Annotated in this window: 19 protein-coding genes, 1 tRNA gene and 1 pseudogene; 10 read left to right on the top strand and 11 right to left on the bottom strand. The window is 65.6% G+C overall.

From position 1 onward, the window contains the following. Positions 1-4 precede the first annotated feature (4 nt). Positions 5-688: a tetratricopeptide repeat protein gene (locus AC1HFW_RS15335; protein ID WP_006390363.1), complete on the bottom strand. Its 684-nt coding sequence runs from the start codon at positions 686-688 to the stop codon at positions 5-7. Positions 689-1,011: 323 nt separating this feature from the next. Between AC1HFW_RS15335 and cysS the strand changes: the two genes are divergently transcribed. From cysS to AC1HFW_RS15295, 8 genes and pseudogenes are all read left to right on the top strand, one after another. Then, positions 1,012-2,466 (top strand): cysteine--tRNA ligase, encoded by a 1,455-nt coding sequence (cysS, locus tag AC1HFW_RS15330; RefSeq protein WP_061073855.1) that lies wholly within the window; start codon positions 1,012-1,014, stop codon positions 2,464-2,466. A gap of 19 nt (positions 2,467-2,485) precedes the next feature. Beyond that, positions 2,486-3,130, top strand: coding sequence for a DNA-3-methyladenine glycosylase family protein (locus AC1HFW_RS15325; protein WP_006390361.1), 645 nt, complete (start codon positions 2,486-2,488; stop codon positions 3,128-3,130). A 36-nt stretch (positions 3,131-3,166) separates the two neighbouring features. Continuing rightward, entirely contained in the window at positions 3,167-4,132 is a 966-nt protein-coding gene (locus tag AC1HFW_RS15320; protein WP_006390360.1) for an acetyl-CoA carboxylase carboxyltransferase subunit alpha, read from the top strand. Between the two features lie 145 nt (positions 4,133-4,277). Further along, on the top strand, positions 4,278-5,258 hold the full coding sequence (gene tilS / locus AC1HFW_RS15315; protein ID WP_479286508.1) for a tRNA lysidine(34) synthetase TilS: 981 nt from the start codon (positions 4,278-4,280) through the stop codon (positions 5,256-5,258). A gap of 258 nt (positions 5,259-5,516) precedes the next feature. Then, a complete protein-coding gene (locus tag AC1HFW_RS15310; RefSeq protein ID WP_006390358.1) occupies positions 5,517-6,782 on the top strand; it encodes an aspartate kinase in 1,266 nt (421 codons plus the stop codon). A gap of 88 nt (positions 6,783-6,870) precedes the next feature. After that, a tRNA-Ser gene (locus tag AC1HFW_RS15305) sits at positions 6,871-6,963 on the top strand. Positions 6,964-7,236: 273 nt separating this feature from the next. Then, a pseudogene (locus tag AC1HFW_RS15300) lies at positions 7,237-7,818 on the top strand (phage portal protein); the annotation flags it as partial. A gap of 643 nt (positions 7,819-8,461) precedes the next feature. Next, positions 8,462-10,486 (top strand): DUF262 domain-containing protein, encoded by a 2,025-nt coding sequence (locus AC1HFW_RS15295; RefSeq protein ID WP_479284198.1) that lies wholly within the window; start codon positions 8,462-8,464, stop codon positions 10,484-10,486. A 211-nt stretch (positions 10,487-10,697) separates the two neighbouring features. Here AC1HFW_RS15295 and AC1HFW_RS15290 read toward each other — a convergent pair whose 3' ends face one another. The 10 genes from AC1HFW_RS15290 to AC1HFW_RS15245 all read right to left on the bottom strand — a co-directional run bounded on the left by AC1HFW_RS15290 (position 10,698) and on the right by AC1HFW_RS15245 (position 18,875). Then, a complete protein-coding gene (locus tag AC1HFW_RS15290; protein WP_479284196.1) occupies positions 10,698-10,949 on the bottom strand; it encodes a FixH family protein in 252 nt (83 codons plus the stop codon). Between the two features lie 22 nt (positions 10,950-10,971). After that, the gene (gene ccoG, locus AC1HFW_RS15285; protein WP_479284193.1) at positions 10,972-12,462 is read right to left on the bottom strand and encodes a cytochrome c oxidase accessory protein CcoG; all 1,491 of its coding nucleotides are present in this window, start codon (positions 12,460-12,462) and stop codon (positions 10,972-10,974) included. Beyond that, positions 12,455-13,438, bottom strand: coding sequence for a cytochrome-c oxidase, cbb3-type subunit III (ccoP, locus tag AC1HFW_RS15280; RefSeq protein WP_479284189.1), 984 nt, complete (start codon positions 13,436-13,438; stop codon positions 12,455-12,457). The genes ccoG and ccoP overlap by 8 nt, the downstream gene beginning before the upstream one ends. Continuing rightward, positions 13,435-13,611, bottom strand: coding sequence for a cbb3-type cytochrome oxidase subunit 3 (locus AC1HFW_RS15275; protein ID WP_116520052.1), 177 nt, complete (start codon positions 13,609-13,611; stop codon positions 13,435-13,437). Before AC1HFW_RS15275 ends, ccoP begins: the two co-directional genes overlap by 4 nt. Continuing rightward, a complete protein-coding gene (gene ccoO, locus AC1HFW_RS15270) occupies positions 13,611-14,321 on the bottom strand; it encodes a cytochrome-c oxidase, cbb3-type subunit II (protein ID WP_479284187.1) in 711 nt (236 codons plus the stop codon). Before ccoO ends, AC1HFW_RS15275 begins: the two co-directional genes overlap by 1 nt. A 10-nt stretch (positions 14,322-14,331) precedes the next feature. Continuing rightward, positions 14,332-15,798: a cytochrome-c oxidase, cbb3-type subunit I gene (gene ccoN, locus AC1HFW_RS15265; protein ID WP_479284184.1), complete on the bottom strand. Its 1,467-nt coding sequence runs from the start codon at positions 15,796-15,798 to the stop codon at positions 14,332-14,334. Positions 15,799-15,947: 149 nt separating this feature from the next. Further along, positions 15,948-16,106, bottom strand: a complete 159-nt coding sequence (ccoS, locus tag AC1HFW_RS15260; protein WP_061073861.1) for a cbb3-type cytochrome oxidase assembly protein CcoS — start codon at positions 16,104-16,106, stop codon at positions 15,948-15,950. After that, positions 16,103-17,077 (bottom strand): hypothetical protein, encoded by a 975-nt coding sequence (locus AC1HFW_RS15255; protein ID WP_479284181.1) that lies wholly within the window; start codon positions 17,075-17,077, stop codon positions 16,103-16,105. Before AC1HFW_RS15255 ends, ccoS begins: the two co-directional genes overlap by 4 nt. Positions 17,078-17,115: 38 nt before the next feature. Then, entirely contained in the window at positions 17,116-18,153 is a 1,038-nt protein-coding gene (locus AC1HFW_RS15250; RefSeq protein ID WP_479284179.1) for a c-type cytochrome, read from the bottom strand. Continuing rightward, positions 18,150-18,875 carry a c-type cytochrome gene (locus AC1HFW_RS15245; RefSeq protein ID WP_104021857.1) on the bottom strand — a complete coding sequence of 242 codons (726 nt, stop codon included), beginning with the start codon at positions 18,873-18,875 and terminating at the stop codon, positions 18,150-18,152. The genes AC1HFW_RS15250 and AC1HFW_RS15245 overlap by 4 nt, the downstream gene beginning before the upstream one ends. 240 nt (positions 18,876-19,115) lie before the next feature. On the opposite strand from AC1HFW_RS15245, the gene AC1HFW_RS15240 reads away from it, so the two are divergent. Next, positions 19,116-21,950, top strand: coding sequence for an ATP-binding protein (locus AC1HFW_RS15240; RefSeq protein WP_479284176.1), 2,835 nt, complete (start codon positions 19,116-19,118; stop codon positions 21,948-21,950). Then, positions 21,947-23,239, top strand: coding sequence for an EAL domain-containing response regulator (locus AC1HFW_RS15235; protein WP_479284173.1), 1,293 nt, complete (start codon positions 21,947-21,949; stop codon positions 23,237-23,239). The genes AC1HFW_RS15240 and AC1HFW_RS15235 overlap by 4 nt, the downstream gene beginning before the upstream one ends. The last annotated feature ends 39 nt before the right edge of the window (positions 23,240-23,278 follow it).

Here is a 23,278-nt window from a genome sequence, read left to right as displayed (position 1 = left end):
GACATCATTTGCGTTGCTTATCCTTCAGCATGGTTTCGACTTCGCGGGCCTTGTCCTGCATGCCCGGCACGCCTTCGCCGGCGGCCTGCTTGTAGGTGCGCAGGGCCTGCAGCAGTTGCAGGTCGCCCAGGTTGGCGCGCGCGGCGGCGTAGCCCGGGTCGGCGCGCAAGGCCATTTGCAGGGCGTCCTGCGCTTTTTCAAGTTCGCCCCGGCTTGCATATAGAGCCGCCAGGTTGTTCCAAGGTTCCGGCAGCTCGGGGAAGCGGGTCGTCATCTCGGTGTAGATGTCGATGGCCTCGGCCTTGCGGTCGAGCGCGGCCAGGGCGCGGGCGTGCTGGAACATCAGCTGCACGTCGGTGCCGCGCTGGTCCTTGATCTCGGCTTGGCGCTTTTCGATCATCGCCAGCGCCTCGGCGTTGTCGCCGCGGTTCAGCAGGCGCTCGATGTGGGTGGTGATCTGCGAGGCGGACGGCTGCAGCCGGGTGTCCACACCGGGCTGTACCGCCTTGAGCACGTTCGACAGGCCGTCCCAGCCGCCTTCGGGCGGGATGGGGTCGAGGGTGGTCCGGTTGGCGTTCGGGTTCTCGCCCGAACCGCCGGCCATGGATTGGGCGTAGGCGCCGGCGAGCGGCGCTCCGGCCAGGGCCAGGGCGAGCAGGGTGACGCAAAAACGCGGCTTGATAGTCACGTGGGCATCCGTTAAAAGTCGTGGCCGGCCGGCGCTGACGCGCGCGGCCGGGCCGCTTGCTATACTTGACGACCGCCATTTTAGCCTTGGTTGAGTTTTTGGCTCGACAATGAGTAAAACCAATGGGTAAAAGATCGGGCGGACAGATCGGGCGGACCAACGGACGGACACAACGGGAAGACCGATGGGCGAACCCTCGGGCTGAAGTGAATCCCGGGCGTACCCCACGCCACCCGGCCGAACGGCAAGTCCTGAAGGTATCGTCCTTCGGGCGCAACTTTTTCCGCGGCCGCCACGGAAAGAACTGGACCATCACAAGCGCCATGCTGCAAATCTACAACACGTTATCGCGTACCAAAGAACCGTTCAAGCCGGCCCAGGCCGGTCAGGTGCGCATGTACGTGTGTGGCATGACCGTGTACGACTTCTGCCACCTGGGCCACGCCCGCATGCTGGTGTCGTTCGACGTGGTGCAGCGCTGGCTGCGCGCCAGCGGCCTGGCGGTCGACTACGTGCGCAACATCACCGACATCGACGACAAGATCATCCGCCGCGCGGTCGAGACCGGCCGCCGCATCGGCGAGGTCACCGAGTTCTACATCGCCGCCATGCATGCCGACGAGCGCGCGCTGGGCGTGGAAACGCCCGACCGCGAGCCGCGCGCCACCCAGTACGTGGGCGAGATGCTGGACATCATCGGCAAGCTCGAACAGAAGGGCCTGGCCTACCAGGCCGACGACGGCGACGTGAACTACGCCGTGCGCGGCTTCGAGGGCTACGGCAAGCTGTCCGGCAAGACGCTGGACGACCTGCGCGCCGGCGAACGCGTGGCGGTGGGCTCGGCCAAGCGCGACCCGCTCGACTTCGTGCTGTGGAAGTCGGCCAAGGAAGAAGAACCGGCCGACACCAAGTGGGAGTCGCCCTACGGCCTGGGCCGTCCGGGCTGGCACATCGAGTGCTCGGCCATGAGCAAGTCGCTGCTCGGCCTGCCGCTGGACATCCACGGCGGCGGTCCCGACCTGAAATTCCCCCACCACGAGAACGAGATCGCCCAGACCGAGGGCGCCTTCGGCGGCGTGCTGGCCAACATCTGGATGCATTGCGGCCCGCTGATGGTCGATTCGGACAAGATGTCCAAGTCGCTCGGCAACTTCCGCACCATCCGCCAGACCATCGCCCAGGGCGAGCCGGCGGCCGACGTGGCCGACTACCGCGTCAACCCGCGCGAAGCCGAGATGGTGCGCTTCTTCATCGTGCGCAACCACTACCGCAGCCCGCAGAACTACACGCCGGACAACCTGGTCGACGCCCAGAACGCGCTCGACCGCCTGTACCAGGCGCTGCAGAACGTGGCGGCCGACGACCAGGGCATCGACTGGAACGAACCCCAGGCGCAGGCCTTCAAGGCCGCCATGGACGACGATTTCAACAGCTCGGGCGCCGTGGCGGCCCTGTTCGAACTGGCCTCCGAGGCCAACCGCGGCAAGCGCGCGCGCAGCGCCGGCCAGCTCAAGGCCCTGGGCGGCCTGCTGGGCCTGCTGCAGCAGGATCCGGCCGCGTACTTCCAGTCGGCCACCCGCTATTCGGCGGCCGGCATGGAGCAGGGCGCGCGCGCCGAACTCGACGCCGACGCCATCCAGGCCCTGATCGACGCCCGCGCGGCGGCCAAGGCGGCGCGCGACTTCGCGGCGGCCGACCGCATCCGCGCCGAGCTGCGCGACGCCGGCATCGAGCTCGATGACAAGCCGGGCGGCCTGACGCAGTGGCGTCGGGCCTGACCCCCTGGATACGCCCGACATGTCCATCGCAGATACCGACATTCCCAAGCCGGATTATTGGGAAGCCGCCGTTGCCCACCTGATGCGGCGCGACCGCATCCTGAAAAAGATCATTCCCCAGCACCCCGAGGTCTGGCTGACGTCGCGCGGCACGCCGTTCGTGACGCTGGCCCGCGCCATCATCGGCCAGCAGGTCTCGGCCAAGGCGGCCGATGCCGTCTGGGACAAGTTCCTGGAAGCCGCCGGCAAGCGTCCCACGCCGGTGGCGGTGCTGCGCGTCGGCCTGGAAGGCCTGCGCGCGGCCGGCCTGTCGCAGCGCAAGGCCGAATACGTGCTGGATCTGGCGGTGCATTTCGGCGAACGCCGGGTGCATCCCGAGAAGTGGGCGGCCATGGACGACGAGGCTGTCATTTCGGAATTGACCGCCATCCGCGGCATCGGACGCTGGACGGCGGAGATGTTTTTGATTTTCAATCTGCAGCGGCCCGATGTTCTGCCGCTGGATGATCCTGGGTTGCTCAAGGCAATCTCGCTACACTATTTCAGCGGCGAGCCTGTCTCGCGCTTCGAGGCTCGCGAAGTCTCGTTGGCGTGGCAACCCTGGCGTACCGTGGCAACCTGGTATCTGTGGCGCAGTCTGGAACCGACGCCGGTCCAATACTGACGCAATCCAGGTCGCCCATCTACGGAACCACACTACATGCGCAATACATTTCTGGAATTTGAACAGCCGCTCGCCGAGCTTGAGAACAAGATCGAGCAGCTGCGCTATGTGCAGGCCGATTCGGCGGTAGACATCTCCGACGAGATCGGACGTCTGCAGCAGAAGAGCCAGTCGCTGGCCAAGGAAATCTACGCCAAGCTCACGCCTTGGCAGACGGCGCTGGTCGCCCGCCACCCCCAGCGTCCCTACACGCTGGACTACGTGCGCGAAATCTTCACCGACTTCCACGAACTGCACGGCGACCGCATGTACGCCGACGACCAGTCCATCGTGGGCGGCCTGGCGCGCTTCAACGGCTCGCCCTGCATGGTGATCGGCCACCAGAAGGGCCGCGACACCAAGGAACGCGCCGCGCGCAACTTCGGCATGCCGCGTCCGGAAGGCTACCGCAAGGCCCTGCGCCTGATGCGCCTGGCCGAGAAGTTCGGCATTCCCGTGTTCACCTTCGTCGACACCCCGGGCGCCTATCCCGGCATCGGCGCCGAGGAACGCGGCCAGTCCGAAGCCATCGGCCACAACCTGTACGCCATGGCCGAACTGAAGGTGCCCGTGATCGTCACCATCATCGGTGAGGGCGGCTCGGGCGGCGCACTGGCGATCGCCGTGGGCAACGCCGTGCTGATGCTGCAATACGCCACCTACGCGGTGATCTCGCCCGAAGGCTGCGCCTCGATCCTGTGGCGCAGCGCCGACAAGGCGCCCGAGGCCGCCGAGGCGCTGGCTATCATCGCCCCGCGCCTGAAGGACCTGGGCCTGGTCGACCGCGTCATCAACGAACCCGTGGGCGGCGCGCACCGCGACCCGCGCGTCATGGCGCGCCTGCTGCGCCGCGCGCTGGGCGACGCCCTGCGCCAGCTGCAGGGCCTGACGCCCGAGCAGCTCGTGGAACAGCGCGTGCAACGCGTGCTGTCCTACGGCGCCTTCCAGGAAGTGCGCGCCTGAGCGATGCGCGCGCGCCGGCCTGCGCCGGCGCCGCGGCCGCCACCGGCCCGCGCCCACCGCCATGACCTCCCCGTCCCCCGCGCCCGCTTCACCCGCCGCGGGGGGGGCTTTCCCCCATCCCGTCTCGCCTGACCTGATCGCGGCTCTGCGCCGCGCCCTGCAAGCCCTGCCGCAGCCGCCCGGGCGTTTCGCCGTGGCCGTCAGCGGCGGCGCCGACTCGGCCATGCTGGCGCTGCACGCGGCCGCCGTGGCGCGCGAGCTCGACGCCGGCCTGGTGCTGCTGCATGTGCACCACGGCCTGCAGGCCGCCGCCGATGGCTGGCAGGACCAGGTCGAAGCTCTCGCTGGCCTGCTGGGGCTGCCGCTGCGGCAGGCCCGGGTCGAGGTCGACGCGGCCGGCGGCAAGGGCATCGAGGCCGCCGCCCGCGACGCCCGCTACGCGGCGCTGGCGCGGCTGGCGGCGGACGAAGGCGTCGGCCTGATCCTGCTGGCGCACCATCGCAACGACCAGGCCGAGACCGTGCTGCTGCGCCTGCTGCGCGGCACCGGGCTGGCCGGCATGGCGGCCATGGCGCCGCTCACGTCGCGCGACGGCGTGGCTTATCTGCGGCCGTGGCTGGAGCAGGACCGCGAAACGATCCTGCGGGCCGCGCGGCAATTCGCCGACGCCAGCGGCTGGCAACCGGTGCAGGACCCCACCAATGCCGACCCGCGCTACACCCGCGGCGCGCTGCGCGCGCTGCTGGCGCCGGTGCTCGACGCGCGCTGGCCCGGCTGGCGCGCCATCGTCGCCCGCCATGCGCGCCACATGGCCGAGGCCGGCGAGATCCTGGACGAGGTGGCGCGCGACGACTTCGACGCGCTCGAGCCCGACGCCGACGGCGTCAGCTTTTCGCTGGCGGCCTGGCGCCAGCTGTCGCCGGCGCGCCAGGTCCACGTGCTGCGCCACTGGCTGGAACGCAATGGCGCCCGCATGCCGACCGAGGCGCGCATGAACGACCTGCTGCGGCAGTTGCGCGGCCTGCACAGCCTGGGGCATGACCGCCAACTGCGGGTGGAGCAGGCCGGCCACGTGATCCGCTGCCATCGCGGGCGGGTCTGGATCGAGCCGCGGCCGGCGCCCTGACCTCGGCGCCGAGGCGGGCTTGGTCCCTGACGGCGGTCGTCGCGCGATCTCCCCGATCCCGCGGCGCCGGCTGCCACCTGCCGCGCGAGAAACGGCAGCCGGTGAGGGAAAATCCCGGGCGAAACGACATTTTTCCCGAAAAAACGACCGTTCCCTGGAAAGAAAATTCCATGGCCTGCGCAAATTTTCACCGTCGGGATAGAATACGAGGTTTTGCCCGTCAACACTCTTGCGGCGGGTCCCCAGCCAGAGTACGAGATGTCCCTGATCGTTCATAAATATGGCGGTACTTCGATGGGCTCGGTCGAGCGCATCCGGAACGTGGCGCGACGCGTCGCAAAGTGGCACGCTGCCGGCCACCAGGTTGTCGTGGTGCCGTCGGCCATGGCAGGCGAAACCAATCGCCTGCTGGGCCTGGCGCGCGAGATTACGCCCCAACCCGACGCGCGCGAGCTCGACATGATCGCCGCCACCGGCGAGCAGGCCAGCAGCGGCCTGTTGGCCATCGCGCTGCAAGCCGAAGGCGTCGCCGCCCGCAGCTACGCGGGCTGGCAAGTGCCGGTGCGCACCGATTCGTCGTTCACCAAGGCCCGCATCACGTCGATCGACGACGCCCGCATCCGCGGCGACCTCGACGCCGGCCGCGTGGTCATCGTCACCGGCTTCCAGGGCGTGGACCCTGACGGCCACATCACCACCCTGGGCCGTGGCGGCTCCGACACCTCGGCCGTGGCCGTGGCGGCGGCGCTCAAGGCCGATGAATGCCTGATCTACACCGATGTGGATGGCGTCTACACGACCGATCCGCGGGTGGTGCCCGAAGCGCGCCGCATGGCCGTCGTTTCCTTCGAGGAAATGCTGGAAATGGCCTCGCTGGGCTCCAAGGTCCTGCAGATCCGCTCGGTCGAATTCGCTGGCAAATACCGTGTGCCGACGCGAGTGCTGTCCTCGCTGACCGACCCGCTCATCCCGCTCGACGAAGAAATGCGTTCGGGCACGCTGATTACTTTTGAGGAAGACGAAAAAATGGAAGCCGCCGTTGTCTCCGGCATCGCCTTCAGCCGCGACGAAGCCAAAATCACCCTGTTGGGCGTGCCCGACAAACCCGGCATCGCCTTCTCGATCCTGGGCCCGGTCGCCGCCGCCAACATCGACGTCGACATGATCGTGCAGAACCAGTCCGTGGCTGGCACGACCGATTTCTCGTTCACCGTGAATCGCAACGAGTTCGCGCGTGCCGTCGACCTGCTCAAGCGCGAAGTCATCCCTGCCGTGGGTGCGCGTGAACTGTCGACCGACGAGAAGGTCGCCAAGGTCTCGATCGTCGGCATCGGCATGCGCTCGCACGTCGGCGTGGCCAGCCTGATGTTCCAGACGCTTTCGCAGGAAGGCATCAACATCCAGATGATCAGCACCAGCGAAATCAAGACCTCGGTCATCATCGACGACAAGTACATGGAACTGGGCGTGCGCGCGCTGCACAAGGCCTTCGGCCTGGACCAGGCGCCCGCCGCCAAGGCCTGAGCGACGCAGGTCCGGCACGGTTTTTTTCACGTCCGCGGCATCGCGCGGGCAATAGTGTAAAAAGTCGTGCTAGAATCTCGTTCTCTTCGGAGATGTGCCCGAGAGGCTGAAGGGGCTCCCCTGCTAAGGGAGTATGTGGCTAAAAACTGCATCGTGGGTTCGAATCCCACCATCTCCGCCAGATTTCCAGCCTGGCATGCCAAGCTGGTAAGAAACCCGCAGAACGCAAGTTCTGCGGGTTTTTTCTTGGGCTCCCTTCTGTTGGTTCGATGTTGGGGCTTAACGATTTTCGGTGGTGCTGTCTGCTTGAGAAGCACCGTCGATTTCCTGAGGCTTGGCAATGTCTGCGCGATAGCGTGACGGGCAAATTGTTGGCCATGAAGCACGCATTGGCTAGGTAGACGCGTGGCGCGTGCTGTCTCGTCAATTCTTCTTGGTCCCCAGCTCTGGCCAGGAACATGAGTTCCGCACGGACACGGTATGCCAGCTCACGCAGCTGGACATCAGCCAGGAAATTTATGGCTTGCCCGAGTATCTGGCCGCGCTGAATGCGGCATGGTTGAACGAGTCCGCCACGCTCTTCCGGCGCAAGTACTACCTGAGCGGCAGTCATGCAGGGTTCGTCATGTACCTGACGGACACGGTGACGGACACCAGCTATGTCGATGACATCCGCAAGGCAATGAAGGAATCGAAGGGGCCGGGCAACTTCCGCAATCTGTTCGTGTACGCACCTGGCGGGAAGAAGGACGGGATGCAGATCATCCCCGTGAGCGAGGTCGTCGCGCGGGATGACTTTTTCAACATCAAAAACGTGTCGCGCGACGACGTGCTCGCCGCGCACCGCGTGCCGCCGCAGCTCATGGGCCTAGTGCCGTCGAATTCCGGCGGCTTTGGCACGCCGGTATCAGCGGCGCAGGTCTTCGCGCGCAACGAGCTGGAGTCGCTGCAGGTCAAGTTCTTGGAAATCAACGCTTGGCTGGGCCATGTAGTGGTCCGGTTCAAACCCTACGTCATCCAGGGCGTGAACGAGTAGCAGCGCAGCCAGTGGTCACGATCAGCCCCGCACTCGCGGGGCTTTTTTCGCCGGTGCTCCGGCCGTCGGTGGGCGACCGCGCATCAACGCTGTTCGCCACGCTTGCGCCCCTGCTTGACCGCGAGGGGGGGCGGTCAAACAGGGTTCGCCCTGCACGTACTCCAACAGCCCCGTGATGTGGTCGATGACGTCTTGTCGGTGACGTAGGGTGGCGGCTTTTCGCATGCCGGCTTCCAGCGCAATCAGAACGCGCTGCAGGCGCCAGATTTCCCAGGCCAGGGCAGAGCCTTTCGGCCGATGGATTGCGGCTGTATAGCTTGCGTATGCGAGCCGCAGGCATAGGCGTGGGTGGGGGACGGTCGAGCATGGTCATGATGGCACCTTAAGATGCTGTATAAATATACAGCAAAATTGTGTGTCAACACCTCTGCGCGCTATATCGGCAAAAAAGACTCGCCCCTGCGTCACCCGCTGCCACCAGTCTTTGAGCGCCTCTGAGGCCCGATTCGGAGCGTTGCCGGGTGACGCATAGCGACGCAGCACTGACGCGATGTACTCGTTGAGCTAATTCTCCACGGTCGATGGAGATTGTGTAAATTTATGTACCTGCCATCCCAACGAACTGCTACGAGGCTTCAGCTAAATGGACGATCAACTCGTTACTTTGTCCAAGATATTCACTGATCGGATATTTCGCATTCCCGATTACCAGCGAGGATATGCATGGACAGAGAAACAACTCAAAGATTTTTGGAGCGACGTTCAACAGTTGGAACCCCGGACGAATCACTACACCGGTGTGCTTACTCTTGAAGACGTGTCACCGGATATCTACAAAACTTGGGAAGACGATCTTTGGATCATCGAAGCGAAGAATTTCAAGCCCTATTTTGTGGTCGATGGACAACAGCGCCTGACCACCGCGATCATCTTAATTCAGGTGATCCTGGAAACACTGGGGGATGGAGAGAAGATAAATTTCACTTCCCGTGCGGATGTGCAGAAGCGATATATCTTTGATTCCAAAGATGGAGGCGGCATATCACGCTCCTATATCTTTGGGTACGAGAAAGACAATCCTAGCTACGAGTTTTTAAAGACCAAGGTCTTCGGTGAGCGCTCGTCGAGTTCTCAATCGCAGGAAACGATCTACACGCAAAATCTAGAGCGTGCTAAGACTTTTTTTGAGTCACGTGTGGGCGAGCTGTCGGTTGAAGAAGTTGAGGTTTTGTATCGAAAGATCACACAACAGCTTTTGTTCAACACGTTCACGATCACACAGGATGTCGAAGTCTGCGTCGCTTTCGAGACTATGAACAATAGAGGAAAGCCCCTTTCGTACCTGGAGCTTTTGAAAAACCGGCTGATTTATCTGTCGCTCAAGTTCGACGTTGATGACTACGAAAAATCGAAGCTCCGCTCGACCATCAACGACTGTTGGAAATCGATTTATCACAACTTGGGGCGCAATAAGGACAAACCGCTAGACGACGATCACTTTCTGCTTACGCACTATTTGACATATTTTGGTACCGATGTTTTGAGGGAAGACGCCGAGTCAGCTACTTCAGAGAGTATGTATACCTCGTATCGCCGTTTGTCGCGAGTTAATTATGCTGCGGATCTGCTCGAAAAGAGGTTTATCGCCAGAAACATCGGAGATGAAATCCCTGGTGAAAGGCGCGTAACTGTTGAAAAGATCAACCGTTATGTAAGCTCGCTTCAGGACTCGGTGCAGACCTGGTATAAGATGTGGAATCCACGGTATTCGGATTTTTCGCCAGAGGTAAACGTTTGGTTGGACAAATTTAGTCGGATTCGGATTGGGGGGGTAGACACCCTGCTATTGGTATGCCTCCAGACCGAGAGGAGCACTACGAAGCAGATCGAACTTCTAAAATCCGTGGAACGCTGCATCTTTCTGACTGAGTTGGGCTATGGCTACAGTCCTTTAGGTGGAAAGTTCGTAGATCAATTTTTGCGGTTGGCCATTGCCATAGGAGCCGGAAAGAGTACCGTCGAAAAGGTCACTCGGGAGGTGCGAGATATGGCGACAGAAGTCGCCAACGATCCACATTTCATTGAAGGCCTGATAAACGAGTATGCCGTGCAAGGCTTTTACAACTGGGAAGGGCTTCGGTATTTCCTTTATGAATACAATTTGAGTCTTCAAAATAAGGCACGGACAGAGCGTAGCAAGTTGTTCTGGCCTGAGTTCACGGAGCCTCCTAAGGATTTTTTGACTGTGGAGCATATCTACCCGCGACGGGCGCGCGCACCTAATTGGGGAGAAGCTTTTAGTTCTTTGCCGCAGAAAAGGAGGGATGCGTTGCGTGAATCGCTCGGCAATCTATTACCCCTTTCCCATGCCAAAAACGCGTCGCTGTCGAATCGCTCATTCAGTGATAAGAAGAGTTCGCCGAAGGACAATACAGTTGGTTTCGTCTACGGCTGCTATGCAGAGAATGAAGTGGCCAAAGAAAGCGATTGGACGCCCGACAGCATCCTGAAGCGCGGCTTAAAGATGCTCGCCTTCCTAGAGAAGCGTTGGGATCTGAAGATCGGTACGGACGCCGATAAAGCACGAATGCTTGGTCTGGATTTTTTGTGGGATGGCCCTTCTTCAGAAAGTCAGATCGCCGATGCGCCGGGCAAGGAGGCTCAATAGCTTCTTATGTTGATAACTATGTAGGTACTTTTAAGGGTATTTTTTGGTGTTTGTTGAAATCTCTTTATTTTTCAATTGATTGCGTCTATGGTTGCAATCCCACCATCTCCGCCAGATTTCCAGCTTGGCATGCCAGGCTGGTAAGAAACCCGCAGAACGCAAGTTCTGCGGGTTTTTTCTTTGGTGCCGGGCATTCCGTACGCCGGCCGCGTTACCCACCGCTGCTGCGATCAACGCCAGTCGCGGCGGGCGGGGAGGGCGCTGCATCCACCTGTTCGATCAGCAGGCCGCGCTTGACCACGCCTTCCTGGATCGGCTGGTCGCCGAACTGGGTATAAGCCAGGTAGATCGTGATCGAACAGCCGATCACCGCCAGGAACGGCCCGGCCATCAGGAACCAGGGCCAGAATTCGCGGTACCAGGGTTTCACCATCATCGGCGCGGCAGCATGGGCAGTAGTCATCGTCGGCATCCTTTTTCCCGAATCAATCGGGCACATAGAAACTTGCGGCTTCGTCGGTCTCGACCGGCCGGTTCTCTTGGTCATGGGCGCGGGCCCGCAATGTGATCGGGTGGGCGCCCGGCTCGACGCCGGCCGGCGCGCGGATCACCATCGGCACCAGCTTGTTGGCCGCCGCCTCGACTTCCACCACGTCCGACTCGCCCTGTCCGGCGCGCACCGCCAGCCCCGGCACGCCGTCGGCCGACAGCCGCAGCCGCAGCGGCGAATCCGAGGTGTTGATGATCTGCAGCCGGTACACGTTCTCGATCATGCCGCCGGACACTTCGCGCCCCAGCACGCCGCGGTCGCGGATCACGTCGACCCGCAGCGGGTTGCGCATCGCCAGCGAGGCCACGAACGCCACCGCCAGCGCCAGGATCAGCGAGCCATAGATCAGCACCCGCGGCCGCAGCAGGTGCGAGCGCGCGCTCTGGGTCGACAGTCCGTCCAGCATCGCCCGCTCGGAGGTGTAGCGGATCAGCCCCGACGGGTACTGCATCTTGTCCATCACCTGTTCGCAGGCGTCGATACAGGCGCCGCAGCCGATGCACATGTATTGCAGGCCTTCGCGGATGTCGATGCCGGTCGGGCACACCTGCACGCACAGGCTGCAATCGACGCAGTCGCCCAGCCCGGCGGCCTTGTGGTCGACCTTGCGCGAACGGCCGCCGCGCGGGTCGCCGCGGCGCTTGTCGTAGGTGACGACGAAGGTGTCGGGGTCGACCATCACGCTCTGGAAGCGCGCGTACGGGCACATGTACTTGCACACCGACTCGCGCATGAAACCGGCGTTGCCCCAGGTAGCGAAGCCGTAGAACACCATCCAGAACCATTGCCACGGCCCCAGCTGCAGCGTGAACAGTTCGTGGCCCAGCTCGCGGATCGGCGCGAAATAGCCGATGAAGGTCGAACCGGTCCACCAGGCCAGCGCGATCCACAGGACGTGCTTGGTGACCTTCAGGCGCGCCTTGCGCCAGGTCCAGGGCGATTCGTCGAGCCGGATGCGGGCGACGCGGTCGCCTTCGACCTTGCGCTCGATCCACATGAAGATCTCGGTGTAGACGGTCTGCGGACAGGCGTAGCCGCAGAACAGCCGCCCCGCCACCGCGGTGAACAGGAACAGCGCCAGCGCCGAGATCACCAGCAGCACCGCCAGGTAGACCACGTCCTGCGGCCACAGCACCAGGCCGAACAGGTAGAACTTGCGCGCGCCCAGGTCGAACAGCACCGCCTGGCGGCCGTTCCATTGCAGCCACGGCAGGCCGTAGAAGATCAGCTGGGTGAGAAAGACGAAGGCGATGCGCCAGCGCGCGAAGATGCCGCTGACCGAGCGCGGATAGATCTTGCCGCGCACGTCGGCCAGGGTCTGCTCCAGCGTTTCATGGCCAGGGCGCGGCGGCCGCGCGTGCGGCCGCCAGGGTGGCGGGTCGCCGCCAGGCGAACTGCTGACGCTTGCGCTTGACCCATCATCCATGGGGCGATGCCTGGTCGGCCGAGGCGGGGGCCGGGGCCGGGGCTGGGGCCGGTTGCGGTGGCGCATCCGGCTTGTTGGACAGGCCCCAGACCCAGGCGGTCAGGATCTTGATCTGCACCGGGGTCAGGACGTCGCCGTGCGCGGGCATGTGGTTTTCGCGGCCCTCCAGGATGGTTCGGACGATGGAGGCTTCGGAACTGCCGTAAAGCCAGATCTCGTCGGTCAGGTTGGGCGCGCCCAGCGCCTGGTTGCCCTTGCCATCGGCGCCGTGACAGGCCAGGCAGTACGTCTGGTAGCCCTGCTGGCCCCGCAATGCGCGTTCCGGATCCGCTCCGAGCCCCGACAGCGAACGCACGTAATGCGCGATGTCGCCGGCCACGTCGGGGGCGATGACGGACTTCCAGGGCGGCATGATGCCGATGCGGCCATTGGTGATGGTCTGCATGATGGTTTCGGGCGAGCCGCCATACAGCCAGTCGCTGTCGGCCAGATTGGGAAAGCTCGGGCCGCCCTTGGCGTCGGAACCATGGCACTGCGCGCAGGTGTTCAGGAACAGGCGCTGGCCGATTTCACGGGCGCCCGCGTCCGCCGCGATCTGCGGCACGGTCATGGTCTCGAAGCGCGCATAGATGGGGCGCACCGCCGCGGCCATCCTGGCCTGCTGCTGCGCCACTTCGTCGGCGCTGCTGTAACCCAGCTGGCCTGGGTACGAGCCCAGGCCGGGCATGAGGAACAGGTAGCCCAGCGCGACCCCGCACGCCAGCAGGAACATCCAGGTCCACCAGCCGGGCACGGGGTTGTTCAGTTCGGTGAGGTCGCCGTCCCAGACATGGCCGGTGTTTTCCACCTGGCCATCGACCGGCCGGGCGCCGAGCCAACGGCGTTGCGAGTACAGCAGCGTCACGCAGAAGACCACGCCGCCGACCGCGATGATCGAAATGAAATACCCCCAGAAGCCATCGATGAAATCGCTCATGAACGATCCGCTCCGTCTTGGTGAGTCGGCCCGAATTCATCCGGCAATGCGAACGGCAACATGGCCGATTCGCTGTTGGCGCGCTGGCGGCCGCGCGAGCAGGCCCACCAGACGATGCCGACAAAGGTTGCCATCGAGACGGCGGTGACGATCGCGCTCAGGAATGCCATGATCAGTCTCCGGTGGCCGCGGGTTGCACGGCGCTGGCCGGCGGCTGCGCGGCCTTCCTGGCTTCCTCGGCCTTCCTGGCCTGCTGCGCCTTGCGCACGCCGACGCCCAGCCCTTGCAGGTAGGCCACCAGCGCGTCCTCTTCGGTCTTGCCCTCGATGGCCTTGGGCGCCGCGGCGATCTCCTCGTCGGAGTACGGCACGCCCAGGGCGCGCAGCGCGCGCATCCTCTGGTCGACGTTCTGGCCGGTGATCACGGTCTTTTCCAGCCACGGATAGGCCGGCATGTTGGATTCCGGCACCACCTGGCGCGGGTTGCGCAGGTGGATGCGGTGCCACTCGTCGGAATAGCGTTCGCCTACGCGCGCCAGGTCCGGGCCGGTGCGCTTGGAGCCCCACAGGAAGGGATGGTCGTACATGGATTCCGAGGCCAGCGAGTATGGCCCATAACGTTGCACTTCGGCCGCCAACACCCGAATCTGCTGCGAGTGGCAGCCGACACAGCCTTCGCGGATGTAGACGTCGCGGCCCATCAGGCGCAGCGGGCTGTAGGGTTCGACCCCCGCGACCGGCTCCGTGGTGCTGTGCTGGTAGAAAAGCGGCACGATCTGCACCAGCCCGGCGAAGGACACCACCAGGATGCTGGCGATGATCATCCAGCCGATGTTCTTCTCGAGCGTCTGGTGGGAGAAAAAGCCTTGTTGCTTGTTGGCCATGATGTCCTCGTCAAGCCGTGGCCAGCGCGCCGGCGGCATGCGGGTCGTCCCGCGGAACGGCGGGGTCGACCGCCGTCGCGCCGCGCACCGTCTTCCAGACGTTCCAGGCCATGATCCAGATGCCCGACAGATACAGCGCGCCACCGAGCAGGCGGATCAGGTAATACGGCACCCGCGTCTTGAGTTCCTCGACGAAGCTGTAGACCAGCGTGCCGTCGGCGGCGGTGTCGCGCCACATCAGGCCCTGCTGCACCCCGGCGATCCACATCGCGGCGATGTACAGCACCACGCCGATGGTGGCGATCCAGAAGTGCAGTTCGATGGCCTTGACGCTGTGCATCTTCTCGCGGCCATACAGGCGCGGGATCAGGTAATAGAGCGAGCCGAACGAGATCATCGCCACCCAGCCCAGCGCGCCGGAGTGCACGTGGCCGATGGTCCAGTCGGTGTAGTGCGACAGCGCGTTCACGGTGCGGATCGCCATCATCGAACCTTCGAACGTGGCCATGCCGTAGAACGACAGCGCGGTCACCATGAACTTCAGGATCGGATCGGTGCGCAGCTTGTACCAGGCGCCCTGCAGCGTCATGATGCCGTTGATCATGCCGCCCCACGACGGCGCCAGCAGGATCAGCGAGAACGCCATGCCCAGCGACTGGGTCCAGTCGGGCAGCGAGGTGTACAGCAGGTGGTGGGGTCCGGCCCACATGTAGGTGAAGGCCAGCGCCCAGAAGTGGACGATGGACAGGCGGTACGAGTAGATCGGACGGCCGGCCTGCTTGGGCACGAAGTAATACATCATGCCCAGGAAGCTGGTGGTCAGGAAGAAGCCGACCGCGTTGTGGCCGTACCACCACTGCACCATGGCGTCCTGCACCCCGGCGTAGGCCGAGTACGACTTCCACAGCGTCACCGGCATCTCGATGTTGTTGAAGATGTGCAGGATGGCGATGGTGAGGATGTACGAGCCGAAGAACCAGTTGGCCACGTAGATGTGCTTGGCGCGGCGTTTGATGATGGTGCCGAAGAACACGATGGCGTAGGCCACCCAGACCAGGGTGATCAGGATGTCGATCGGCCATTCCAGTTCGGCGTATTCCTTGCTGCTGGTGTAGCCTAGCGGCAGCGTGATGGCGGCGGCCACGATGACCACCTGCCAGCCCCAGAAAGTGAAGGCGGCCAGCCAGTCACAGAAAAGGCGGGCCTGACAGGTGCGCTGGACCACGTAGTACGAGGTCGCGAACAGCGCGCTGCCGCCGAAGGCGAAGATCACGGCGTTGGTGTGCAGCGGGCGCAGGCGGCCGTAGCTGAGCCAGGCGGTGTCGAAGTTCAACTGAGGCCAGATCAGCTGCGCGGCGAGAAAAACGCCCACCGTCATGCCGACGATGCCCCAGAACACCGTGACCAGTGCGAACTGCCTGACGATCCGATAGTTGAAGGTATCGGCCTTGCTTGCGGTGGCGGCGTAATCGTTCATTACTCCCCCTTTTTTCAGAACAACAGCTTCAAGTTTCAATGATGGGGGGCGATATGAATATGGGATTCGATCCGAATCAGTCGCTGCCGCGAGTCCGGGGAGTCCATGCCTGGCAAAACACATGGCGGCATTCCGCGGTGCCGGCATGATCAGCGGTGAACCGCCGGCCCGTCGTCGTCGCGCAGGATGGCCGAGCCGGCGTTGTCGGTGTCGTCGTATTGGCCGTTGAACACCGCCCACCACAGCGATACTCCGATGGCCAGCACGAACAGCAGCGAGAGGGGCAGCAGCAGGTAGAGAACGATCATGATGCGGGGCCTGGCGCATGGGCCGACGCCAATGTCGCGGGCCAATCGCGGCGGGCCAACCGCCAGGCGTTGCACGCCACGGCCAACGATGACGCCAGCATGGTGATGGCCGCCAGCCAGGGCGTGACCCAGCCGACCAGCGCCAGCGGCGTCATCAGCAGGTGCCAGACCAGCGAGCCGTGCAGGTTCTGGCGCGCCTTGCGTTGCGCCTGGGCCAGCAGCGCGTCCAGCGCGGCGTCGGGCATGGACGGATGCGCCGCCAGCGCCGAATGCGCCGACGCCATGGCGGTGGGCACCGCCATCGACATGGCGCACGGGCAACTCATGACCAGCAGCGCCACCATCACCGGGATGCTGTGGGCCGGATCGATCCAGGCCCAGGCCGCCGCCGCGCCCAGCGCCAGCGCCACCTGCGCCATCACGAAGCGCGACGCCAGCCGGTCGGCGCCCGCGCCCAGCCGCTGGCGCTGGGCCTCGACCCGGGCATGGCGCTGGCCGCCGGCGGTGCCGCCGAACGACTGGCGCGCGCACAGCTCCAGGTAGCGCGCGGTCAGCAGGAAGGCGACGAACATGGTGACCGAATCGAAATAGACCTCGCCGTGGCCAGTGCAGGTGGCGTAGACGCTGGGAATGAAGGCGGCGACGATGCCCAGCGCCACCGGCACGTCCATGCCGGCGCGGCCCTGGCGCAGGTTGGCGCCGGCGTGGCGCCAGATCGGCCAGGCCGAATACAGCACCACCGGCACCGTCAGGGCCAGGCTGGCCCAGTTCATCAGCACGATGGCCCAGTCGAGCGTGTCCAGGGCGTCCTTGGGGATGCCCTCGTGGCGCAGGTAGCCGGGCCAGGCCAGCATCATCACCTGCATCATCGCCAGCCAGGCCAGCGACAGGCGCAGCAACGCATGCCGGCGCTGCCGCCTATCAGCGTCAGGCAGACTTTCGGGCAGGGCGAAAATCGATCGGCGTGGCATGCAGTGGAGGAAGCTGAAATGGCCGCCGGGACCCGGTCCTAGCGCTCGGCGCCCTGCGCCAGCTTTCCGCCGGACGGCGGCGCATCGCTGCCAAGCACGTGGCCGTTGATTTCAAGGCCGTACAGCGAATCCTCGGAGTCGTGATATTTGGCGCGGGTCCTGGCCACCGATTCGGTATAGCGTGGGTCTTGCGGACGCTCGTGCGCATTCATGAAGTAGGCCACATCCCAGGCTTCCTGATCGCTCAGCAGGCCGCCACGGCCCAATGGCATGTTGACCTTGATGAAACCGGCGGCGTTCTTGATCTGATGCATGCCTGCGCCCCAATTGAAGGAATCGGGCCCCCACAATGCCGGGAAGACCCAGTGTTCGCCATTTTTCTGGCCCTGGCCCTGATCGCCGTGGCATACGGCGCAGTTGCGCGCGTAGACCTGGCTGCCACGCAGGTAGTCAGCCTTCTGCGCCGGCGCCGGTAGCTTGGGATAACCGTGGCCCTTGAGTGGCACGCCGGTGGGAGCCTTGTCGGCCAGCCAGAACATGTATGTCTGCAGGGCGATCAGGACCGGGTCGTCAGCCGCCGGGGGCTTGCCGTTCATGCTGAAGCGGAAACAGCCCTGCAATCGTTCAGCGAGCGTATTGACGTGGCCGTTCTTGGCGCGATATGCGGGGTACATCACGTAGGCTGCCCACATCGGCGCGGCGTCGGGTCGACGGCCCGCGTCCAGGTGGCAACTGGAGCAATTCAGATTGTTCCCTGCGAATTGGGAGGCGTTCTGCGGCGTATGAAGGAAAATCTGCTCGCCGCGGCGGACGGTCTTGCCGAACTCCGTGTCGGGTAGCGACGCGGCCGAGGGCGGTGTGAAGGCCGGCCGGGTGTCCGGCCGCGGCGGGGCCGCCACAAGGGAAGCGGCGGGCGTTCGATCAGCAGGCGTATTGGCTGTCTGCGAGGGAGCGAGGACGGAGGGCAAAGTCGAGCCGCCGTTCCGGATTGCAGTGGTCAGAACGACCGCGCCCATGACACACAGGGCAAGCACGGCAACCTGCAGCGGTCGCGGACGGGAGCGTGACGAGATCATGGTTTGGCTTTCGCAGCGGTGCTGGCTTGTGTGGCGAGCGGGTCGGCGGTCTTGGGCAGACCGGCGTAGTAGGCCGACACCGCGTCGATTTCTGCGTCGGTCAAGCGAGTGGCGACGGAGGCCATCAGATCCAGCGGACCCGGCGGACGCCGGTTTTCGCGCCATAGGCGCAGTTGTTCCGCGATGTAGGTGGCGGGCTGGCCCGCCAGGCTTGGGAAATGCGCGCCCACGCCGATGCCGCCGGGGCCATGGCACTGGTTGCAGGCGGGTATGTTCCTGTCCCAGGCGCCGCGGACGGCGAGCCAGGCGCCGACGTCGTCGGCCTTGGGCGACTGCAGCGCGGTGGCGGCCAGCCGATCGGTGTCCAGAGGCAAGGGGAGCGAGGCGTAGAACCGCGCGACGGCTTCGCGTTGCGCCGGCTCGAGGGTTTTGGCGATGGCTGCCATGACCGGACTCACTCGCGAGCCGCTGGCGATGGCGTCAAGCTGTTCTTTCAGATAGGCGGCGCCAGCGCCCGCCAACCGCGGAAAGTTGGCCGCTGGATTGCCTTCTCCGTGAGCGCCGTGGCAGAGCATACAGGCGGGCGCGCCATTGGCGCCCTGGGTGCTTATGGATAGTCCGTCAGGTGCGCCGTGAGCCGTGCCAGGCAGCACAGACAGCACGCTGATGGCGACAATCGCTGCGCCCGCCCAATGGGCGACGGAGGGAAGGCGGGGGGACATGAAGAGAAGCTCTGCCAAAGATTTTGGCTCGACTATATTTTCAAATGCGGCGGCATAGAACCGTTGTGCATGAAAGGTAAGACACAAAGATTGTTTGGAGGCAGACGCCATGTATCCGTTGCCAGCGCTTGGTTGTCAGCCGGCTCCAGGATGGCGAGCACTTGAAGTGGGGCCGCCGCCACGTCGGCTTTGAGAAAATTCTTGGTTTTGGCAGTAATACGGAATTCTATGATCGGCGGCATGATCGTAGACCCCCGTACCCGGGAAGCCCCGACGGCGGCGGCGCCTGGCCTGTCCATGCTGTTGCTGCACCTGTTCGCCGTCGCGCTCGCGGGCTGCATCCTGGTGGGGACCGCGCTGTACGCCTACGGGGCGTTCACCGCCGAAGTCTCGAAGTACCGCCGCCGCATGAATGCCGGCGCCTACAACGCCCAGTTGTATTTCGATCAGCGCGAGGCGCTGCTGCGTTCCGTGGCCGCCTCGACCGTGCGCAACAGCCGCCGCCTGTCGTTGTCGCAGATGCCCGAAACGCTCGGCCCTACCGGCCAAATCCGCGTGGCGCCGCTGGCCGATGCGGGCGGCGCCTTTGAATGGGCGCTGATCCTCACCCCGCGCGACCGCGTCAACGTGGCGCAATTGCGCGCCCACATCGTCTATGTCCCGCCGTCCGGCGGCGCGGCCACGCGGCTGGCGATGCCGGCCGATGGCGGCGCCGCGCCGATGTCCGCCGACACCGCCCGCTGGCTGGCGCAGGCGCTGCGGCTGCGCAGCGCGCGGCCGGGGCCCGACGGCCGCACGCCGATCGTCTGGCTGCGGCCGCCGATGGATGCGGCCAACCGCCTGTTCCTCTACACGCCGGCCGACGTCGCGGGCGAGGAACGCACCTGGATCGGGCTCGAGGTGGGCGGCCTGGGCGCGGTGCTGGACCCGGTGGAGTGCGCCAGCGGCGAGGCCAGCTACGCGCTGTATGACGGCGACGGCGCCATGGCCCTGCATGGCGGCAAGCTGCCGCCGCGGGTCGAGGAGACGCCGGCCTACCTGTCGCACGATTCGTTCCGCCTGCGCGGCGCGGGCTGGTGGCCGCAGACGCTGGTGCTGGTCAAGTCGGTGGGCGAGGCGGGCTGGCGGCTGGCCTATTACGTGCCGATCAGCGACCTGATCGAGGATGGCGCGCCGGCGTTCCAGGCGGCCGCGGGCGTGGCGCTGGCGCTGCTGGTGGCGGTGTTGCTGGCGGTGCGCCATCTGCGCAACCACCTGGTGAAGCCGGCGCAGCGGCAGTACGCGGCGCTGGTGGACAGCGTGGCGCTCAACCGCAAGATCGTCGAGGTGGCGCCGGTGGGCCTGTGCCTGTTGCGGCGCGCCGATGGCGCCGTGCTGCTGTCGAACGCCGCCGCCCGCCAGTGGCTGGGCGAACGGGGCCACTGGCGCGAGACGCTGCTGCGGGCGGGCGCCGAGACCGGCGGCGAGGAATGCACGCTGGAGAACGGCCGCAGCGCCTACGTGGCGTTCGCCGCCACCACCTATCAATCCGAGGACGTCGTGCTGTGCGGCATCAGCGACATCACGGCACAGAAGAAGGTCGAGCACGCGCTGCGCCAGGCCAAGCTGGCCACCGACCAGGCCAGCGCATCGAAGGCGATGTTCTTTGCCACCATCAGCCATGAAATCCGCACGCCGCTCTACGGCATCCTCGGCACGCTCGAACTGCTGGCCATGAGCGGCCTGAGCGCGCCGCAGCGGCAGTACCTGGACACGATCCAGCAATCGTCGTCGACGCTGCTGCGCACCATCAACGGCACGCTGGACCTGTCGCGCATCGAGGCCGGCCGCGAGGAACTGGAGATCGGCGCGTTTTCGCCGGCCGAGCTGGTCGAGCAGGTGGTGGCGAACTACGCGGCGCGCGCCGCCGCCAAGGGGCTGACCCTGTACGCGCTGACCGAGGTCGGGATGCCGCTGACGCTGCGCGGCGACGCGGTGCGCATCCAGCAGATCCTCAACAATCTGGTCTCCAACGCGGTCAAGTTCACCGAGGCCGGTCGCGTGGTGCTGCGCGCCTGCGTCGCCGCCACCGGCGAGCCGGGGCAGGTGCGGCTGCGGTTCCAGGTGGCCGACACCGGCCCGGGCATCCGCCAGGACCACCGCGCGCGGCTGTTCGAACCGTACTTCCGCGTCCCGGCGGGGCAGGGCGGCGACAGCGGCGGCACCGGCCTGGGGCTGACGATCTGCCGGCGCCTGTCGGACCTGATGGGCGGCGGTTTGTCGGTGGTCAGCGAGGAAGGGCTGGGCACCAGCATCGCGTTCTGCCTGACGCTGGCGGCGGACGAGCCCGTCGGCGCGGCGCCGGTCACGCTGGCGCAGCGGCCGGTGTATGTCGACGGCGCGGTGCCCGAAGTGGTCGACAACGTGCGCGGCTGGCTGAGCGCGTGCGGCGCGGTCGCGCTGCCGTACCGCCAGGCGGGCGACGCCGCCGGGCTGGCGGACGCGGTGCTGGTGCGGACCTGGCCGCCGTCGACGCCGGCGCCGCGGTGGCGGCAGCGGCAGGTCAGGGTCTGGGCGCCCGGCGCGAGCCAGGACGCCTTCATGGCCGATGCGGCCGACGGCGTGGCGAGCGCGTCCGATCCCGTCAGCATCTGCCGCGCCGTGCGCATGGCGCAGGACGGCGCCGAACCCGGCACGCCCGGCGTGGCAGGGGGCGCCTCGCGCCCGCTGGACCTGCGGGTGCTGGTGGTCGAGGACAACGCCATCAATCAACGGATCCTGCGCGAGCAGCTGGAACACCTGGGTTGCGCGGTGACGCTGGCGAGCCAGGGCGACGACGCCTTGCGGCGGTGGCGCGCGCAGCCGTTCGACCTGGTGCTGACCGACCTGAACATGCCCGTGCTCGACGGCTACCAGCTGGCGCGGGCGCTGCGCGACGCGGGCCACGCCGGCCCGATCATCGGCCTGACGTCGGGTTCGAGCGCCGAGATCGCGCAGCGCGGGCTGGCCGCGGGCATGGATCAGGTGCTGGGCAAGCCGTTGCCCTTCCTGGTGCTGGCGCAGACCCTGCACGGGATCGCGAAGGATCCGACATGACCTTGCTGGCCGCCTGCCGGGCGCTGGTCCTGGACGATCATCCGTTGCAGTGCCTGGCGCTGCGCGACCTGCTGCGACAGGCCGGCGTCGGCCATGTCGACACCGCCGAGAGCGCCGTCGCCGCGCTCGAATGCCTGCGTCTCGCGCGCTACGACCTGGTGCTGACGGACATCCGCATGCCTGGCATGGACGGCGCGCAATTCATCCGCGAGCTGGCCGGACTGGCGCGGCCGCCGATGCTGGCGGTCGTCACGGGATGCGAGCGTGCGCTGGCCAACAGCATCGGCTTGATGGCCCGGGAAATCGGCCTGCCGCTGCTGGGCGTCTTCGTCAAGCCGGTCACGGACGAGCAGATCGCCGGCATGGTGGCGCAGTGGCATGCCCGGGCATCGGGGCGGGCGGCGGCGCGGCCCGGTGGCGCGGGCTACGCGCCGACGCGCGACGAGGTGGCGGCGGCCTTGCGCGATGGCGACATCCAGGCCTGGTTCCAGCCCAAGCAGTCGCTGGCGTCCGGCGCCATCGTCGGGGCCGAGGCGCTGGCGCGCTGGCGCCATCGCGACCAGGGCCTGTTGATGCCGGGCGCGTTCCTGCCGGCGGTGCGCCGCCACGGCCTGGAGCATGAACTGCTGATCCGCATGCTCGACGACAGCCTCGCGGCCAGCGGCGCCTGGCGCCGCGCGGGCTTTCGCATCCCGGTCTCGATCAACCTGCCGGTGCGCCTGCTGGACCGTCCGCGGCTGCCGGATGAATTGCTCGCGCGGGTCGTTGGGCGGGGCCTGGCGGCCGAGGACTTCACCTTCGAGCTGCTGGAAGACGACATGACGGTGGCGCCGGGCAATTATCATATGGGCGCCAGCCGGCTGCGGCTGCAGGGCTTCGGCCTGGCGCAGGACGACTTCGGCAAGGGCTACAGCTCGCTCTACAGCCTGATCTCGACGCCCTTCACCGAATTGAAGATCGACCGCGCCTTCGTTCACGGAGCCCCCGCGGACGAGTCCCGCGCGGCGGCGTTGCTGTCCGCGGCGCAGCTCGGACGGCAACTGGGGCTGCGGGTTACCGCCGAGGGCGTCGAGACCGAGGCAGAGCGGCAACTCTTGCGGCGCATCGGCTGCGATTGCGCGCAAGGCTTCCTGATCTCGCCGGCAGTGGACCCGGCGGCGTTCAGCGCGTTGCTGGGCGCGCAGCCCCTTTCCCATCACCCGATTCCACTTGTGAATCCCCGTGACCCGCGTGAGCCGGTCCGCGCCCCGCGCATGGCGCGGCGCCGGCCGGGCGCGTCCGGGCAATGACGCATCCATGAAACTGGACACACCGTTGATAAGAGTCAT

It is taken from the genome of Achromobacter sp. ISS7 (assembly GCF_056523125.1).
The sequence above is the reverse complement of the archived record's forward strand: the minus strand, read 5'-3'. Positions and strand labels throughout refer to the sequence as shown.